Genomic DNA, 16,282 nt, shown 5'->3' with positions numbered 1-16,282 from the left:
TTTTGCTACTGTTGTTCTCTGAAAAACGTTAACATATCCTGCAGCGACCTTTCGAATGGAATCATCGGCTTCCAATCAAATGCCGACATTTTCCCATTATCGACCGGCTCCGGCACGAACGGAAGCGGTCTATGTTTCACTTGAATTTGCAGCTTAATCGTAGTCATTGCCTGAAAACAGGCAAGTGCTGCAGCCAAGGTGCGAACACTACCTGAACCAAGCTGATAGATTTCACCGCTAACCCCGTGAAACAGTATGCTCTCATACGCGTTAACTGCATCTCTGACATCGAGAAAGTCCCGCTGCTCCAGCAGCGACGTGAATGAAAACGGTGGCACATCCCTTCCTCGCTCTAAGTCGGTGACGGCCTTGGCCAGAAGACCGCAAATACCGTTCGAATGTCCTGGTCCAATTAAGTTGGAAGGTTGTGCAATGAGAATCCGCTGCTTGTAAAATCGCCCCCATTCCTGCGAGGCTATCACTTGAAACCATTTGCTGAGTGCATAAGGATGTAGTGCGCTTGAATTAGTGCTCAAGCTGGATCCAAGAGCTGACCCAACGACAAGAATCGGGCAATCTCGCTTTATCTCCCTAAGTGCATCCAACAAATATAAGGTAGAGACAAAATTTGCTTCCATATAAGAAACCGGGTCAAGCCACGATTCCGGAACAGAATTTCGCCCTGCCAAATGTAGGGCATAGTCGGGCATCGTTTCACGCACCACTGCATATACCTGATCCTTGTCGGTAAGGTCACATTTCTTCCACTCCACATGTGGTGCACCGCTGTCGACTACGTTTCGGGCCAATGCCGTGATACGCATTCCTTTACCGTGAAAATGGCGACATGCATGGCGGCCAGTAAACCCGTTTGCACCGGTAATCAGAATGTTTGCATTTTTCAATTCAATCGCATCCAACTACGCAATTCTAACAGCATTTCACGGTAGTCGGGCACTTGGTAACGATAATCCGTTCTAACAGATTTCAATGTTCGATCCTGTATCGGTGTATCATCCGGGACTACTGTCACATCGTTTTTCTCGAATATTTCCTGAAACAAAAGAAGCAGATCACGCTTACTTATTTTCCCATGTGATGCTAAATGGATTAAACCCGTAACGCCATCCCGCAGCATATCATCGACAGCTTTTGCCAATTGCAAAGTCGTTACACCGTTCCACAACACTTGCGTATAGCCACTCACTGCTCCTCGCTGTTGCATGAACCAATGCAGTAAACCAATGCCATGACTGCGGATTTCCGGTCCAACAATCGAAGTTCGTATCGTCAAATGCTTATCACTAATGACCTCACCCAATATTTTCGTTTTCGCATAAACCGATGTCCAATCCGGTAAATCCGTCTCTATATAATCGCCCCGTTTTCCTGAAAATACACAATCTGTACTGATGTGAATCAACTTACTTCCCCTCCGTTCCAAGATCGTTCGAAGCTGGTGCGGAAGCATACTGTTGATTTTAAACGAATCGAGCTCGTTGCAGCTGGCATTGTCATTGAGCAAAGCGACGCAGTTGATGACAGCATCCGGTTGAACAGTATCTATGATGCTTTCCAACCCGGCTTGATCTCTTACATCCAAAACAATACCCTGGGGGTCTACCGCCTCCCGTGTCGTGTAGAACACCGAATGAGAAGTGCGTCTCTTAAAGTATTGATTTAGCATGTGACCTGCCATACCGTTCCCCCCGATAATCAAAAGCCTCATGGTAATAGCCCACCTTTCATCAAGAGACGTTCAATATCCGTTTTCGACATCAAATTTTGGCTGGAACAATAAACGTTAGTAGAAACCGGTTCATACGAAACGTATGCCTGCTTCACTTTCAAAACATCTTTAGCCGGAAGGATAACAAGAAATCGCTCGTTATAATGAACAGCCGTCTGCCTCTCGTATTCGGAAAGCATCGATTCATGAAGCTTCTCCCCGGGTCGAATGCCGATCTCCTGAATGTCCACATTAGACTTCCCATAAAACTCCATGATGACTTGTGCCAATTCCACTATGCGGCATGAGGTCATCAACATTGCGAATATTTCCCCACCTTGGCCTTTCTCTGAAGCCTCTAGCAGCTGCTCTATTGCTTCCTCAAGTGTAATAAAGAAACGCGTCATTTCTTTATGTGTGATGCCCACAGGTCCCCCCTTGTTGATTTGGTCTTTAAAAATTTGAATCACACTTCCGTTTGACCCTAGGATATTGCCTCCTCTAACGCAAATGAATCGTGTGTGCGGGCTGAGCAAGTTGGCGTATATCATTAGCTTTTCTCCGATCTCTTTCGTCATGCCATAAAAGTTCGAAGGTGTTACTGCTTTATCTGTGGAAACGTTAATTACTTTCTTCACTTGGTTTTCGATCGCCGCTTCAATAACAATCTGGGTTCCTAAAATGTTCGTTTTCAAAGCTTCGTTGGGTTGATCTTCGCATACGGGTACATGCTTGAGTGCTGCCAAGTGAAATATATAATCGGCGCCTTTACAGGCCTTTATCAAAGCATCCTTGTCTCGAATATCGCCAATGCAAAACGTAAGCCTTGGATCATTGAAAATCCGCTGCATAGCGACCTGTCGAGACTCATTTCTCGAATATATGATAATTTTTTTCGGCGATTGCAGCAGCAATTGTACAACGAGTTCATACCCCCAAGATCCAGTTCCGCCCGTTATGAAAATTGTTTTATTATTATACAATGATCTTTCTACCTCCTAATAAATACTTAATTACTTTAGAAGACACATCTGGATCGGTATATCCTTTCGGAATTTCCCAATCGGTGGGCTGCTTGGTCATAATTTGAGTGGCGCGAACAATTTGTTCGGCATTCAAGCCCGAGACAACATTGCTGCCGCAGTCTATCGTTTCCGGTCTCTCCGTGGTATTGCGAATCGTTACAGTCGGTACATGAAACAGACAACATTCTTCCTGAACTGTACCGCTGTCCGTCAAAACACATAAGGCATTTTTTTCCAAATGAACGAAATCAAAAAAGCCAAACGGCTCATAAAACTCGACCATTGGATGCATATTGAGAAGTAACGGTGAATCTGTACCCAAACGAGACTTTGTTCTGGGGTGGAGGCTACAAATGACCCTGTGTTGAAGCGACTCCGTTACAAGGTTAATGCCTTTCAATATCTCCTCTAAGTGAACGGGATTATCCACATTCTCTGCCCGATGCACGGTAACAAGTAAAAATTGTTTGGGGATCAGCTTTAATTGCTCTAAGATGCCGCTCCCAAAAATCCGATCTTCGTAATGGTTCAAAACTTCATAAATCGGATTTCCGCTAACCATAATGCGGTTTACAGCAATACCTTCACGAAGTAAGTTGGCTTTGCTCTGCTCGGTATAAGGCATATTGATACTGGACACTGCATCGATAATTTTACGGTTTTTCTCCTCGGGTACCGACCAATCGAAACATCGGTTCCCTGCTTCCATATGAATGACGGGAATGCCCATTCGTTCTGATAGGATTGCACTTAAAGCACTGTTCGTATCACCCAAGACAAGGACCCGGTCCGGCAGCTCCTTTAAGAATATTTCCTCTAACTTCTCGAACATGACGGACAACTGTCCACCTAAGGAATGCTGCTTGGGGTCAAGCAAGTAATCCGGAGTTCGGAGCCCGAGCTCTTGGAAAAAGACATCGCTAAGCGAATGAGTGAAGTTTTGTCTAGTATGAATCAAGATATGCTTTGAAGCATACTGATCGAGCTTTTTGATAATTAAGCTGAGTCTAATAATTTCAGGTCTTGTTCCAAGAACCGTTGCAATTTTCATTATTTGATTCCTCCTTCATACAAAATCGGTTTTCCAAGCAGGCATGCTGCAAATTCTCGGGGGTTGATATGGACAACCTTCTCCGAGTTCCATTTCATGTATTGAAATATATAAGTGCTCTCGATTTTGCGCAGTTGACCTTTTTCCCCATAGTAGAGGTCTCTGTTTGGTGTGCGGTACACTCGCCCATGAACGACTTCCCCTCTTGCCAGCGTTTGGTCGTCAATAGGTTCTCCTTTAGGGAGTGCATGGATTAGCGTATCGGGAATCGAAACGACGTCATTGATATTAAATTTTAACCTATCGAATATGGAGTGAGTTGCAATTGAACGCAGCTTCTGCGCGTTCCACATATAAATCCCGGATGACGTTCCCTTGACAAGCAGATGGCTGGGAGCATTAGGGATGAAATGACCCACTTGGTTAATTCCCCTTCCGGTCGGATACAAGTTCAGAATCATATCCTCCAGCACCAGCACTTGTTCCCACTTGAAGCGATAAAAGTAGAAGGATTCCCCGTTCATAAACGGACGTTTCATTCCGTCTTCTAGCAAGAATACCGCCGGAGAACTTCCCTTGACCAACATCCCGTCAGGAATTTTATTGTTGACGGCCTCATGCTGTCGTATTACAGCCACCACCTTTTCCTCTATTTTCTCGATTAACGGAAGAAGTTTACTACGATAACGTTCCATTCCAAAATGCAAACTCGCCTTCGAACGGCGCCTTTCCTCTGTCTTTCCATTTGCTTCCTGCAGGAGGGCCACTTTCGTCTTTGCAGTCAAATCATCGATATCCCCCGGTGCAGCGAGTAGCGCTTCTTCACCGACTTCTGTTAAGATTTCGGATAGGCCACCGGATCGATAGGCAACAATCGGCTTACCGAATATGAGGCCTTCCATCGCTGTCAAGCCGAACCCTTCAGCGATAAGACTTGGTACGACCAGCACATCGAGAGCCGGATACAATGTATAAATATTGCCTTCAAAACCACTTATGTGAAACCGATCCGAGAAAGCCGATTGCCGAATCTGTAGCATACAGCGGGAGAAATAGTCCGTATAAGTCTGGTTACCGGTAATCAGAAAATGTACATCGTTCATTTGCTTGCAGAGTTTCAAGCCCATCTGCACAAAATGCTCCAATCCTTTATGAGGTACGATATCTGAGGAGATATATCCAATTAGCTTCTGATGTGGTCGAATTCCCAGCAGTACTCGTCTCTGCTCCCGCCAATGCAGCCAGGTCCCTGGTTGAAGCTCCTCCGGCAGCCAGGTCGGCTTCAGTAGGAATCGTTTAGAGCCATCAGCTCTTCCGCCAAAAGGAGCCAGAACGGCTTCGGAAATGCCAACAATCCAATCCGAATTACGTTCAATGACTTGAATGGAATGATGGGTATACGGATTTTGTCCAATAACCTCCGTTATGACCCAAGTTGTAGGAATACCAAGCTTCTTAGCGGCTATAGCAGGGAGTGGATTGACGCTCGTATTCGTGACGACCAGCTGAGGGTTGTGAACGTGTAGCAGATTGACTAGTACAGGAAGACCGCTCTGAATAAGCTGCTGCATTTCATCTAATATTCCGGCATGAGGCCTCCAGAGGGAAGCAGTTCTCTGGAATTCTTGAACAATAACGGAAATCCCTGATGCCCGAGCTTTCTTAGCCAGGACTCCTTCGTTCGGCACAACGAGGATACATCGGAAATATCGCCCGAACTCCCTGCTCAGCTGCAGCAAATACTTTTCAGCTCCAGTTATATAAGTCAAGCAGCATACGTGGGAGAATAACATCACAGTGTTCATTTGCATGAATGACCTCACCTTTTCAACAACATCTGAATATATCGAGCTTGCTCCTGGATATAAATTTCTAATTCTTGAATACGAATTAACTGCTGCTGAATGTAAATTTCCCTTTGATCGATAAACTTCTGCTGCTCGTCGATGTACTTCTGCTTACTGCTTACCAGATCACGAAGCTTGGCGAGTTCTGCCTTCGCCAAGGATGATTCTTTTCCCGCATAACCCAAAACGCCATGAAGTAGCTGCAGCTGTTTTATGTCGCTCAAACCCTCATTCTTTGCTAGAATTTTTTTCCATTGCGGCATGGTTACGCCATCAATACTTCGCTGTGGCCATTCGGCCATCAACTGCAAAATACGGGGTATGTTATGCGTTTTGATATAATGCTCCATTAACAAATAGCGAAACTGCAGTTTCTCTGTTATTGCGAGCTGCTCCTCAAATTTCATGGAATAAGGGTCATAGTTGACAAACACTGCGGGTTGCAACACGTGACTACGCTCAATTTGGGCATATTTGTGGATCAGGTTAGATAGCAGCGTGAATGTATGCCCGATGGAGTCTGGCAGTCGGGTACCGTGCTCTTCGCCGATTACCTTCTCAACAAAGCCAATGGGGTAATGCTTCGCGATCCGAACCCACAAGTCCCAATCGTAAAATCGGCTCAAAATAACGTGGGGATCATACAGACCTACCTTCTCAATAACGCCTCGTCTAACCATGACCGAAAGATTTGGAATATGGTTATTCATTTGGGTCATGGCCGCTGCGTTATAAGGGGAACCGATCTTCGTTTTTGATCCGTCCGGCCAACATATATGAGCCTGCCCATAAGCCATACCCAGTTGCGGATTCCATTGGAGCTTGTGTACCAATACGGCGAAATGGTCTGGAGTAAGAATAGCGTCATCATAAGCAAACGCTAATAATTGCCCCTTGGATTGCTGATAAGCTTGCCCGATGCTGTAGGCGGGCAGCCCTATATTCCGCTTCAAACGGATGTGTTTAATCCGTGCGTCTTGTTTCGCGTAGCTTTCAATAAGCTCCTTGCTGCCGTCTACTGAGGCATCATCGATAATCAACAGCTCGAAATTACGGTAGGTCTGCTTCAGCACGCTTTGTATCGCTCTTTCCAAGTGCCCGTCATACAGGCGAGAAAATGTTGGCAAAAAGACGGAAATCAAAGCACTCATGTTCATACCGCCTTCACTTAAAATATTTTATTATGAATAAGATAGGTTATAACCGCTTCGACGCATTCACTTACTGTTTGGTGGTCTGTCCGGAGTGTAATTTCCGGTTGAGATGGAATTTCATATGGGGCGGATACTCCTGTAAAGTTTGTAATTTCTCCTTGTCTCGCTTTGCGATAAAGACCTTTCGGATCTCTTCTTTCACATTCTACAATCGGACAGTCAACATATATCTCGATAAATTCACCGGGCTGGAACAAAGCACGCACCAGATCACGGTCTGCTTGATAAGGGGAGATGAACGCAGATAAAACAATGACTCCAGCGTCAACGAATAATTTCGATACTTCACCGATGCGCCTTATATTTTCCGTGCGATCGCTCGGCCCAAATCCCAAGTCTCGGTTCAGACCCATACGGATGTTGTCACCATCCAATATATAAGAATGAAGTCTGAGCCTGAACAGTTCCTTCTCTACCTCAACCGCCAGCGTCGATTTACCCGAGCCGGAAAGCCCGGTGAACCAAAGCACACAGCTTTTGTGTCCGTTCAGCGAATGACGATCCCCCATCTTGAAATGGGTCGGCTGGTAAACTACATTTGGGTTAGAGGTCATAATCATCTTCCTTTGTTTGGATATACTTTTATTTGTATGCAAACAGCGAGAGTGTGGAAACGGACCATATACCCGAGTGGGACAAATATGGTTTAAAACCTACTCCATTTTTGCATCCCTTATTATTGTGACGATCGTGGTCAAGCGCACATATGTTGAAAAAGGCCACTAAGTGACCTTTTTTGTTAACCATTCCTGTCGGGTAATCCCCATAATCATCACATCATGGAAAGAGCCATTCGAATAATGATGCTGTCGTAAGACTCCCTCCATTTGAAATCCGCCTTTCTCTTTCACACGAATAGATCCTTTGTTATAGTCGATTGCGTAGGCATACACTCGATTCAGTCCCAAGTCAACAAATGCATACTCTAGAAGAAGACCTATCATTTCCGAAGCAATTCCCTTCCCCCACATAGATTGGTCCCCTACTATCGTCGTTCCGATCTCTGCTTTTTGGTTGGCAAGATCGATATCCACCAAACTAATCATACCGAAGGGAAGATTGGAATCTTTAGATACACAAACAAAAAATTGTTTAGAACGATCTTCTATTATTCGCTCAAACCACTTTTTCTGGCCGGATGCAGCAAGCAAAGCTTTATTGAAGAAGGATCGTCGAATTTCGGATTGATTTCTCCAAGCTGCAATGAGCGGAAGATCCTCTACTTCTAAACAGCGTAAGGAGATCCTTTGTCCTTCAAGCATTGGGATGGTCACCTCCTAAGAGTTTTCCTTTAGGAAAACTTTCTTCGTAAGCAGAAGCTTCCTATGGTTGAAAGCTTCTTACACAGTCCACAACCCGTTCCAAATCCTCATCTGTCAGATTGGGATGAATTGGAAGTGTAATGATTCTTTTCCATATTTCATTCGATACAGGAACCTCTGCTTTTAGGTGGATATAGCATGGGTGCAGGTGACAAGGATAGTAATGCACACCGGGTGCTATGTTGAGATCCTTCATATGGCCAATAAGTCGATCTCTAGCATCCTCTGTTTGAAGCTTTACTTGGAACAAATGCCAAGAACTGCGGGCATAATCCTTTTCCTTTGGCAATTCCACCCACGACAAATCCTTGAAATGCTCCTGATAATATTCGACTACTTCTCGACGACGGCCATTTAATTGATCCAGTCTTTTTAGCTGTACAATACCAATTGCAGCTTGCATATCGCTCATATGGTACTTATATCCAACTTGATCCACGAAATATTGCCAAGCATACACCCTTTCAGAGGAAGAACGCATCCATGTATCCTTGGAAATACCAACCCAACGCTTCTCTTTCAATTTGCGCGTAATCCATTCCTGATTGGTTGTAATGCCGCCACCTTCACCACAGGTCAAATTTTTGACAGCATGATAGCTGAAGCAGGTTAGATTGCCTGAAGAACCGATCTTGTTCCCCTTGTATTCAGCGCCACAAGCATGCGCTGCATCTTCAATAACTTTAATGCCTTTGGAGTCTGCCAATGCTTGAATCGCATCCATATCACAAGGATGACCGGCAAGATGGACAACGATAATGGCCTTTGTTTTATTCGTAATTTTTCGTTCAATATCTTGAACGGATATGTTCATTGTATCTGTCTCCACATCAGCAAATACAGGTGTCGCTCCTACATAGCTAACTGCATGAACTGTAGATATAAACGTAATCGGCGGAACAATGACCTCATCGCCAGGACCAATATTCAGTACCTCAAGAGCAAGATGCAGCGCTGCGGTTCCAGAATTGAGAGCAACCATGAAGCGACTTCCCGCATATTTTGCAAATTCTTGTTCAAATTGTTCTGTTTTGGGACCGAGTCCGAGCCATCCGGATCGCATCACTTCCACTACAGCATCGATTTCTTCTTGCCCAATACTTGGTTGTAACACAGGGATGTGCTTGCTGTTCAAGAATCATTTCTCCTTTCGGTATGCTCTACACATGCAATATATGATTCCGCCAATTTACAACAGATTGTTCCAGAGAAAAGTGCTGTCTGCTGTAAGCTCCTGCCTGCTCTTTAATTTTATTGCGCATTACCGCATCTTCGATCATTCGTTTCATACCTAAGTACCAACCCTCTGTTGTCTGCGGCACTAGGTAACCGGTCTCTTCTTGGACTATACAATCGGAGTAAGCTGGTGCATGCGTATATATCCCAGGAATTAAACAGCCTGAATACTCACGAAATTTGTTATTTGTTTTGCATAAATTAAATAAGGAATCTGTTAAAGGAGCCAAACCAAAATCCCAGGATGTTCGGTACAGAGTCTGCATAAATTGACGATACTCGTAGTCAGTGGAAAGAAATGAGACGCCTGGAAGCCCTTGTAATCCTGGAGGGATAAATCCCAGGAATTCCACTCTTATTCGAGGCCCATACTCTTGCAAGATTTTAATAATAGCGGGTACGACTGGCTTGAAATCTTCGTCCTTGGCTGTCCCCTCATAGCCAAATACAATGTTACCGTCATTTCGCACAGGTTTAGGCCCGGCTGCATCTAGCAACTCAAAATCTACACTAGCTGGAAAGCACACCACATTCGGATTGAAATGAAGTCGAATATAATCCGCAAAATAGGGGGAAATGACTTGCACTACTTTTGAAAAGGTTAAAAAACGAATAAAGGTCTCTCGCCGATCCGGGTCCTGGTAATAATTGGTCAATGTGCCTGCAGAGGGAATATGCAGAAAATTATCGTCAATGACATAAACAGTCTGTTTCCCCATTTCGTGTGCGGCTTCTAGCCATTTGTAGGCAAGGGGTTCTACATTTCGAATAAAAATAACAATTTGAGCAGAAGCTATGTCTTCTCTGGTTACAAAATCCTCTGTAACCAGCCGATAATTATATATTCCCAATTTCTTCATCAATCTAAAAGGCTGTAGTAATATGATCTCTAGTGATGGAAAAGATTTTACTTGTGCTATTATAAGAGCAATAGGCCAAAGGGTATGTTGCAGACCAAGTTGAACGCCATTCTGATAGCCTTGTTCATAGCCTTCCCTTTTCCCTTTTCTTCGTCCACCAAGATAAGAATACGATTGGGCTCGATTTTTGGTGTTCATGATAACCCCCTCTACTTGACCTCCTATTGCAGCTATTCCGAAATGTTGATTTGCCCTGCTTGCTCTACGCCTTGTGCATATCCAACATTGAAGCCTTCGTTATATGCTTGGTCGAAACCTTTGTTATACCCTTTGTTATACAGTGGTCTGTATACCTTTCTTTTTTTCATTTTCTTAACGACTGATCTTCTTGCTTTGATGTTTGTTTTTATATTTCGTTTCTTAACTTTAAGGGTCCGTTTTCTTCTAGTCGCTAACAAGCTCCTCTTACGGATCATTCAATTCACCTCCTAAAAAGCGTCCGAATAGTAGGACAAGGAATGATCGGATTTCCTGTTACATACATACTGGCAATTTCATAACTAATGGGGACAGTCCATCGTTGATCCAAATGCCATGTTCGATGAGCAGCAGGAGAAAGAATCGATCGCAGTTTACCCTCTTGAAGCTGATAATGACCACCATCGGGAGTTGTCACGATAATATTATCCCTTAAGTTTATCTCAGTAATAGTTGGATCATTTAGACTGGCGAGTTTCAATAACACATCAGCAGCAGAAAGAGGCGGACCCATATGCCAGCATTTCAAATCGAGCTGTGATACCTGTGTAATGGGTACCTGAATGGGGCTGTTAATCGGATACCGCACACCGTATTCAACCCAATATGCTGTAGGATCTTCCCCTTTTACAATTACACAGTTTGCATAGAACCGACACATCCCAGCTGCTGCGTCCTCGTCATTTTGCCTTGCTTCCATGAGAGCGCGGGATGGATCTCCCCATTTATCAAAATAATAAATCTGGTTTTTCTCATAGACAGGTGCAAACTGTTCTTTTAGGCTCTTCATTGTCATGCTGCCATAATGATGGACGAACGTATCTCCAGCTACAACAAGTTGTAGTCCAAGAAGCTCCGCCCGTAATCCGTAATCGTCATCTTCACAATTACCGATTTCGAATCCTTCATCAAAATATCCGATTCGTTCAAATACATCTCGACGCATGATCAAGCAAAAAGCAGTGATTCGGGATATTGATTTCCAGCGAGATGAGTCAGAGCGATTGTAACTAAGAGCGAATTGTTGCATCTCCTCGACAGTACTATAGTTTGTAGGAATAAGTTGCTCTCCACTAATATAATTACTTACAGGGCCTGCTAAACCTATGGTTGCATCTTGCCCAACACAGGCCAATAAGTTATTCAACCAATAGGGCGTTACCACTGTGTCATTATTCAAAAGTACTAATGAAGTACCTCTTGCCATCAAAAGCCCTTGATTGACAGCACCTGCAAAGCCTAGATTATGATCGAAGAAACGAAATCGAATTCCGGTTGTATCCGATATTAAATAGTCCAATGTCCCGTCGGTCGACCCATTATCAATAATAATCAGCTCGTAGGGCTCTGGCGTATAAGCACGAATACTTTCTATACATTCAATAAGGAACGCTTTTTGGTTATATGTTGGAATAATGATACTGGTCCCTTCAAACAGTGGACGTTTACCTTCTGTCCCTTCGCGGTTTCCACTGTTGAAACCATCTTCGTATCCTTTATCGAAGCCCACCCGGCACCCATCTTTAAATCCTTGGCGAAAGGAAGAATGAACAGGCTTCAGCTTTGACTGAATCTTGTTTTTTTTAATATAACTTGCTTTCATGGCTCTTCTTCCCCTTCTTTCCTTACTTACAAAGGTGCTTCGCCATTACTGATTTTATCTGACAGATGCCCGAAATCGATGGCAACTTTTCCAAGCTCTGTTGCGATACGCTGTACAATAACAACTGCTGGAATGCCTGCAGAAACTAGTGCCAAATCAAAATCTCGAGCATAAATTTCATTCATAACTCGATGCACATCATGAATTCCTTGGACTGGGAAGATCGCATCAACAATGTGGATGCCTTTTGCCATGAGCTTCTCTTTCAATCCCTCCGTTGTATTCCCTACAAGCAGAACACGCTGTCCGGTCAACAAATCCATAAGAAAACCTTCTACATATAAGGAATAATTAATTGTAGAAAGTGTCAAAGCCATACTACGGTAAGGGATACCGTAATTTTCAAAAATAGATATAGCTAATGGAAGGAACGTTCGAAATCTCGATCTCGGAATTCCCACAATGGATGACTGCATCACAGATTGAAGCAGCATATCTTTAGCAGCATAATCTGGCAAATCAACTCCTGCGTAATTTAAAAAAGTACCATCTTTATGAAGTTGATCTGAACTTTGTATCCCTTGTGCCATGGTGAGCAGTTCACCGTCACCTAGACGAATAATAGAAAGGGGTTTGCGAAACTCCAAGGCATTACGGATCAGCTCATAAATATCCACAGTCGGAAGAACAGGAACCATTTGCTGGTGAAAATGTTCAAGTCCCGCTGCAATAATAGAATCAACTGAAATGCTAGGCAGAATGACATTTACGGGCAGCAATTGATCTACAATAGCATCACCGCCTTGAAACACTCCTTTATCAAAGGCCGTATCATACCCGCTATTGTAACCTTCATTGTAACCAATGTTGTAGCCAACGTTATAATTTGTCTGGTGATTGGATTCGACGGATTTGTGAACCGATCTCGCTCTTCGCCGAGCGCTTCGCCGAGCTTTACCAAGGTTTTTTTTAGAAAGCTTCGGCTTTTTCATTTGAAGCTGCATCGTACACCTCCTGCTTTACATACGTTGACGAACCCCTTCGTTATTGTATTCTTATATGAATTGAAAGAAACGGTTACAAGTGTCTATTTCCTAGCTATACCTTCTATTCCACCTATTCAAATAGAATAGACATCATTTGATCCAGGCGATGCGCATAAGTATGCTGTCGCAATGTTCGGTTATATGCCTTAAACGCAATCTCTCTTCGTTCTTCTTCATGAGTCAAATAGTAGTCGAGTTGATAGACCAGTTCCTCTGGTGAGGAATAGGTAACAATCTCCTGATTAGGAACATACATTTGTGATACCTCAGATCGTAGGTCCACTAGCTGTAGGGTGGAGCAGCCATTAATTTCAAAGGTACGAGGATTTACGGAACAAGCCTGTAGAAGCATACTGTTATTATTTGTCTCATCATCCACCGGTCTATGAAGATTAATAACAATTTTGGCACCATTGTAATAACGAGATGTATCCTCAGGGGTCATCCAGTTTCCAAGTCGGATGGAAGAAGAAAGCAGTTGGTATTGCTGTAATCGGTCCCACCACCAACCAGAAAGGAGCGTTCTTTTACCCTTTAAATAATGGGCAATTTGATCGACATACCAGACACGGTTCCAAAAAGCCGTACCAATAAAACAAATATCCGTTTGAAAGCTAAGCTGAGCTGCACACGGATAGAAGGCTTTCGTATTTACTGCAAAAGGAAAGTAATAGACGTTTGTACAACCAATCGACTGATACAAGCTCACACAGTTTAATTCCAGTGTAAACACGTAATCATAATGAGGAGCAATACCAATCGTCCAATCTGTATAGTATGGATCGTCTGTAAACCAAACTGCCGTGCGGAACCCACGTTGTCTAAGCTCATCTACCTGTTCAAGCGGTAATATAACACCGTTTAACACTAGAACAATGTCTGGCATATATAGTGTCGCTGCAGCTACAACAGATTCAGCCGGACTCACAGACACTACCTCAGATACAACACTTCTCAATCCTTCTATGATAGCTTGATCAAGTGCTGGATAAGGGTCGCCAATGCCTGCAGTGACATAGAGTACTTTATAGGGACGAATTGGAAAGAGCCTCTCACCCAATTGAGTATAAATACCGTTTGATCTGCCTATTCGGTATCCCTCGTTCCAGCCCGCTACACTTCCATCTCTGCTGCCAGCCTCGAATCCTTTATGCCATGTAACAACGGGCTTACCGCTCTTGCGAACGGTTTTGACGCTCATGATCCACACCTGCTTCCGTTACCAATTCTTGGTGCTCTATGCACCATTCCTTTTAAAAGCTTGTAACGCAGAACGCCAATCCCTTAATGGAGTGAGCCCATTCATGCGAATCGCTGCACAATCCAAAGCAGAATTAGCAGGTCTAAGAGCAGATTGCTCAAATTGATGGGAAAGAATGGGCAGCACTTGCACATGGTCAAAGCCCATTTCCTGTACAATAGCTTGAGCAAGCTCAAAGCGCGAACAAACTCCCTCGTTAACTACGTGATAAATCCCATAGCTTTCCTTACTTAGCAGCTCCGTAATAAATGCTGCGAGATCCACAACATAAGTAGGAGAGCCGTAGCAATCCGTTACGACAGATATTTCATTTTGACTTCGAGCCAGCTTACAAATGGTGTTGACGAAACTTCGCTGACCCATACCGTACAACCATGCCGTTCGAACGATGAAATGTTTGCTACAGTACAACTCTACAAATTTTTCGCCGAGCAGTTTGGTAGAGCCATATATATTTATGGGTGAAGGACAATCCGATTCGATGTAGGGTTCCTTTTTCATGCCATCAAATACATAATCGCTGCTAATGTGTACCAGTTTGGCACCCACTAATTCTGCAGCTTCAGCTATATTCCGCGTTCCGAATGCATTAATCTGAAATGCTGTATCAGCATGCTTCTCTGACAAATCCACATCTGTATAAGCAGCTGTATGGATGATTACATCCGGCCGATGTATAAGGATCGTTTCCTTTACTTTATTAGGGATAGTGATGTCAAGCTCAGCTCTTGAAAGAGGCACTACTTCATGCGCAGCAGTTAAGAATGACACCAAGGTCGAACCCAGTTGGCCGACAGCGCCCGTAATTAGTATTTTCAACAATGATCACCCCTAATAGGGTCCAATCCATAACCGCGATGAGAGCCTTCAGCTATTTCCCTTAACCACTGTTCATGATTAACATACCATTGTATGGTCTTTTTGATGCCTTGTTCGAATGGAGTTGATGGTTTCCAACCAAGCTCATTCCTAATCTTTGCAGCGTCAATTGCATACCTCCTATCATGACCGAGCCGATCCTTAACGTAATGGATGAGATTCTCCGTTTTCCCTAATTCATCCAAGATACGACGAATGATATCGATGTTCGTATATTCATTATTACCGCCCACATTATACACTTCGCCGGGTGTTCCGCCATGAAGCACCAGGTCAATCGCATTACAATGGTCTTCGACGTAAAGCCAATCTCGAACGTTAAGGCCGTCACCATAAAGAGGAACCCTTTGATCGTTCAAGACTTTTAAAATCGAAAGAGGAATAAGCTTCTCTGGGAATTGATTCGGACCGTAGTTATTGGAGCAACGGGTAATCATAGCGGGGAAATTATAGGTATGATAATAAGCACGTACCAGCATATCTGCTCCTGCTTTACTAGCCGAATAAGGGCTATTTGGTGCTAATGATGTAGTTTCTGTAAAGTACCCCATTTGTCCGAGAGACCCATAAACTTCATCCGTAGAAATTTGGACAAACCGCTTTACATCATGCTGTATAGCCGCTTCTAGCAAGGTGTGAGTTCCCTGGATATTCGTTCTTACAAAACGGAGTGGATCTTCAATACTCCGATCTACATGGGACTCTGCAGCAAAGTGCACGACCGCATCAATACCTTCGCCAAATATAACGGACAATAGCGATTCATTACAGATGTCCCCTTGAATAAAATGATAATTCGGCAGATGCTCCACTTCAGAGACATTGTCCTTGTGTGCGGCATAAGTGAGCAAATCCAAATTGTATACCTGGTATTCAGGGTATTTGTTCATCATGTATAAGATGAAATTACTACCAATGAAGCCCATACCTCCGGTTATGAGTAGTCTCATC

General features: G+C 43.7%; 16 protein-coding genes. All 16 read right to left on the bottom strand.

All coding sequences use genetic code 11. From position 1 onward, the window contains the following. Positions 1-5: 5 nt before the first annotated feature. A complete protein-coding gene (locus QFZ78_RS30695) occupies positions 6-905 on the bottom strand; it encodes an NAD-dependent epimerase/dehydratase family protein (RefSeq protein WP_307553147.1) in 900 nt (299 codons plus the stop codon). After that, positions 902-1,729, bottom strand: a complete 828-nt coding sequence (locus QFZ78_RS30690) for an SDR family oxidoreductase (RefSeq protein ID WP_307553146.1) — start codon at positions 1,727-1,729, stop codon at positions 902-904. Before QFZ78_RS30690 ends, QFZ78_RS30695 begins: the two co-directional genes overlap by 4 nt. Further along, a complete protein-coding gene (locus QFZ78_RS30685; protein WP_307553145.1) occupies positions 1,726-2,712 on the bottom strand; it encodes a polysaccharide biosynthesis protein in 987 nt (328 codons plus the stop codon). The genes QFZ78_RS30690 and QFZ78_RS30685 overlap by 4 nt, the downstream gene beginning before the upstream one ends. Further along, entirely contained in the window at positions 2,705-3,805 is a 1,101-nt protein-coding gene (gene wecB / locus QFZ78_RS30680) for a non-hydrolyzing UDP-N-acetylglucosamine 2-epimerase (RefSeq protein WP_307553144.1), read from the bottom strand. The genes QFZ78_RS30685 and wecB overlap by 8 nt, the downstream gene beginning before the upstream one ends. Then, positions 3,805-5,616 carry a glycosyltransferase family 4 protein gene (locus QFZ78_RS30675; protein ID WP_307553143.1) on the bottom strand — a complete coding sequence of 604 codons (1,812 nt, stop codon included), beginning with the start codon at positions 5,614-5,616 and terminating at the stop codon, positions 3,805-3,807. Before QFZ78_RS30675 ends, wecB begins: the two co-directional genes overlap by 1 nt. An 8-nt stretch (positions 5,617-5,624) precedes the next feature. After that, complete coding sequence (locus tag QFZ78_RS30670; RefSeq protein WP_307553142.1) at positions 5,625-6,803, bottom strand: glycosyltransferase family 2 protein; 1,179 nt, start codon at positions 6,801-6,803, stop codon at positions 5,625-5,627. A gap of 17 nt (positions 6,804-6,820) precedes the next feature. Continuing rightward, positions 6,821-7,420: an adenylyl-sulfate kinase gene (gene cysC, locus QFZ78_RS30665; protein WP_307553141.1), complete on the bottom strand. Its 600-nt coding sequence runs from the start codon at positions 7,418-7,420 to the stop codon at positions 6,821-6,823. Positions 7,421-7,588: 168 nt separating this feature from the next. Then, the gene (locus QFZ78_RS30660; RefSeq protein ID WP_307553140.1) at positions 7,589-8,128 is read right to left on the bottom strand and encodes a GNAT family N-acetyltransferase; all 540 of its coding nucleotides are present in this window, start codon (positions 8,126-8,128) and stop codon (positions 7,589-7,591) included. A gap of 61 nt (positions 8,129-8,189) precedes the next feature. Next, positions 8,190-9,323, bottom strand: coding sequence for a DegT/DnrJ/EryC1/StrS family aminotransferase (locus QFZ78_RS30655; RefSeq protein WP_307553139.1), 1,134 nt, complete (start codon positions 9,321-9,323; stop codon positions 8,190-8,192). Between the two features lie 25 nt (positions 9,324-9,348). Next, complete coding sequence (locus QFZ78_RS30650) at positions 9,349-10,482, bottom strand: glycosyltransferase family protein (protein WP_307553138.1); 1,134 nt, start codon at positions 10,480-10,482, stop codon at positions 9,349-9,351. 32 nt (positions 10,483-10,514) lie between these two features. After that, positions 10,515-10,760, bottom strand: a complete 246-nt coding sequence (locus tag QFZ78_RS30645) for a hypothetical protein (protein ID WP_307553137.1) — start codon at positions 10,758-10,760, stop codon at positions 10,515-10,517. 5 nt (positions 10,761-10,765) lie between these two features. Then, positions 10,766-12,145, bottom strand: coding sequence for a glycosyltransferase family 2 protein (locus tag QFZ78_RS30640; RefSeq protein WP_307553136.1), 1,380 nt, complete (start codon positions 12,143-12,145; stop codon positions 10,766-10,768). A gap of 26 nt (positions 12,146-12,171) precedes the next feature. Continuing rightward, on the bottom strand, positions 12,172-13,149 hold the full coding sequence (locus tag QFZ78_RS30635; RefSeq protein ID WP_307553135.1) for a GT-D fold domain-containing protein: 978 nt from the start codon (positions 13,147-13,149) through the stop codon (positions 12,172-12,174). A 112-nt stretch (positions 13,150-13,261) separates the two neighbouring features. Continuing rightward, complete coding sequence (locus tag QFZ78_RS30630) at positions 13,262-14,392, bottom strand: CgeB family protein (RefSeq protein WP_307553134.1); 1,131 nt, start codon at positions 14,390-14,392, stop codon at positions 13,262-13,264. Between the two features lie 36 nt (positions 14,393-14,428). Beyond that, positions 14,429-15,271 carry a dTDP-4-dehydrorhamnose reductase gene (rfbD, locus tag QFZ78_RS30625; protein WP_307553133.1) on the bottom strand — a complete coding sequence of 281 codons (843 nt, stop codon included), beginning with the start codon at positions 15,269-15,271 and terminating at the stop codon, positions 14,429-14,431. Beyond that, a complete protein-coding gene (gene rfbB / locus QFZ78_RS30620) occupies positions 15,268-16,281 on the bottom strand; it encodes a dTDP-glucose 4,6-dehydratase (protein ID WP_307553132.1) in 1,014 nt (337 codons plus the stop codon). The genes rfbD and rfbB overlap by 4 nt, the downstream gene beginning before the upstream one ends. Position 16,282: the final 1 nt, after the last annotated feature.

The sequence above is a fragment of the Paenibacillus sp. V4I5 genome, from assembly GCF_030817255.1.
Lineage (GTDB): Bacteria > Bacillota > Bacilli > Paenibacillales > NBRC-103111 > Paenibacillus_E.
This window is presented reverse-complemented; position numbering and strand designations above follow the sequence as displayed.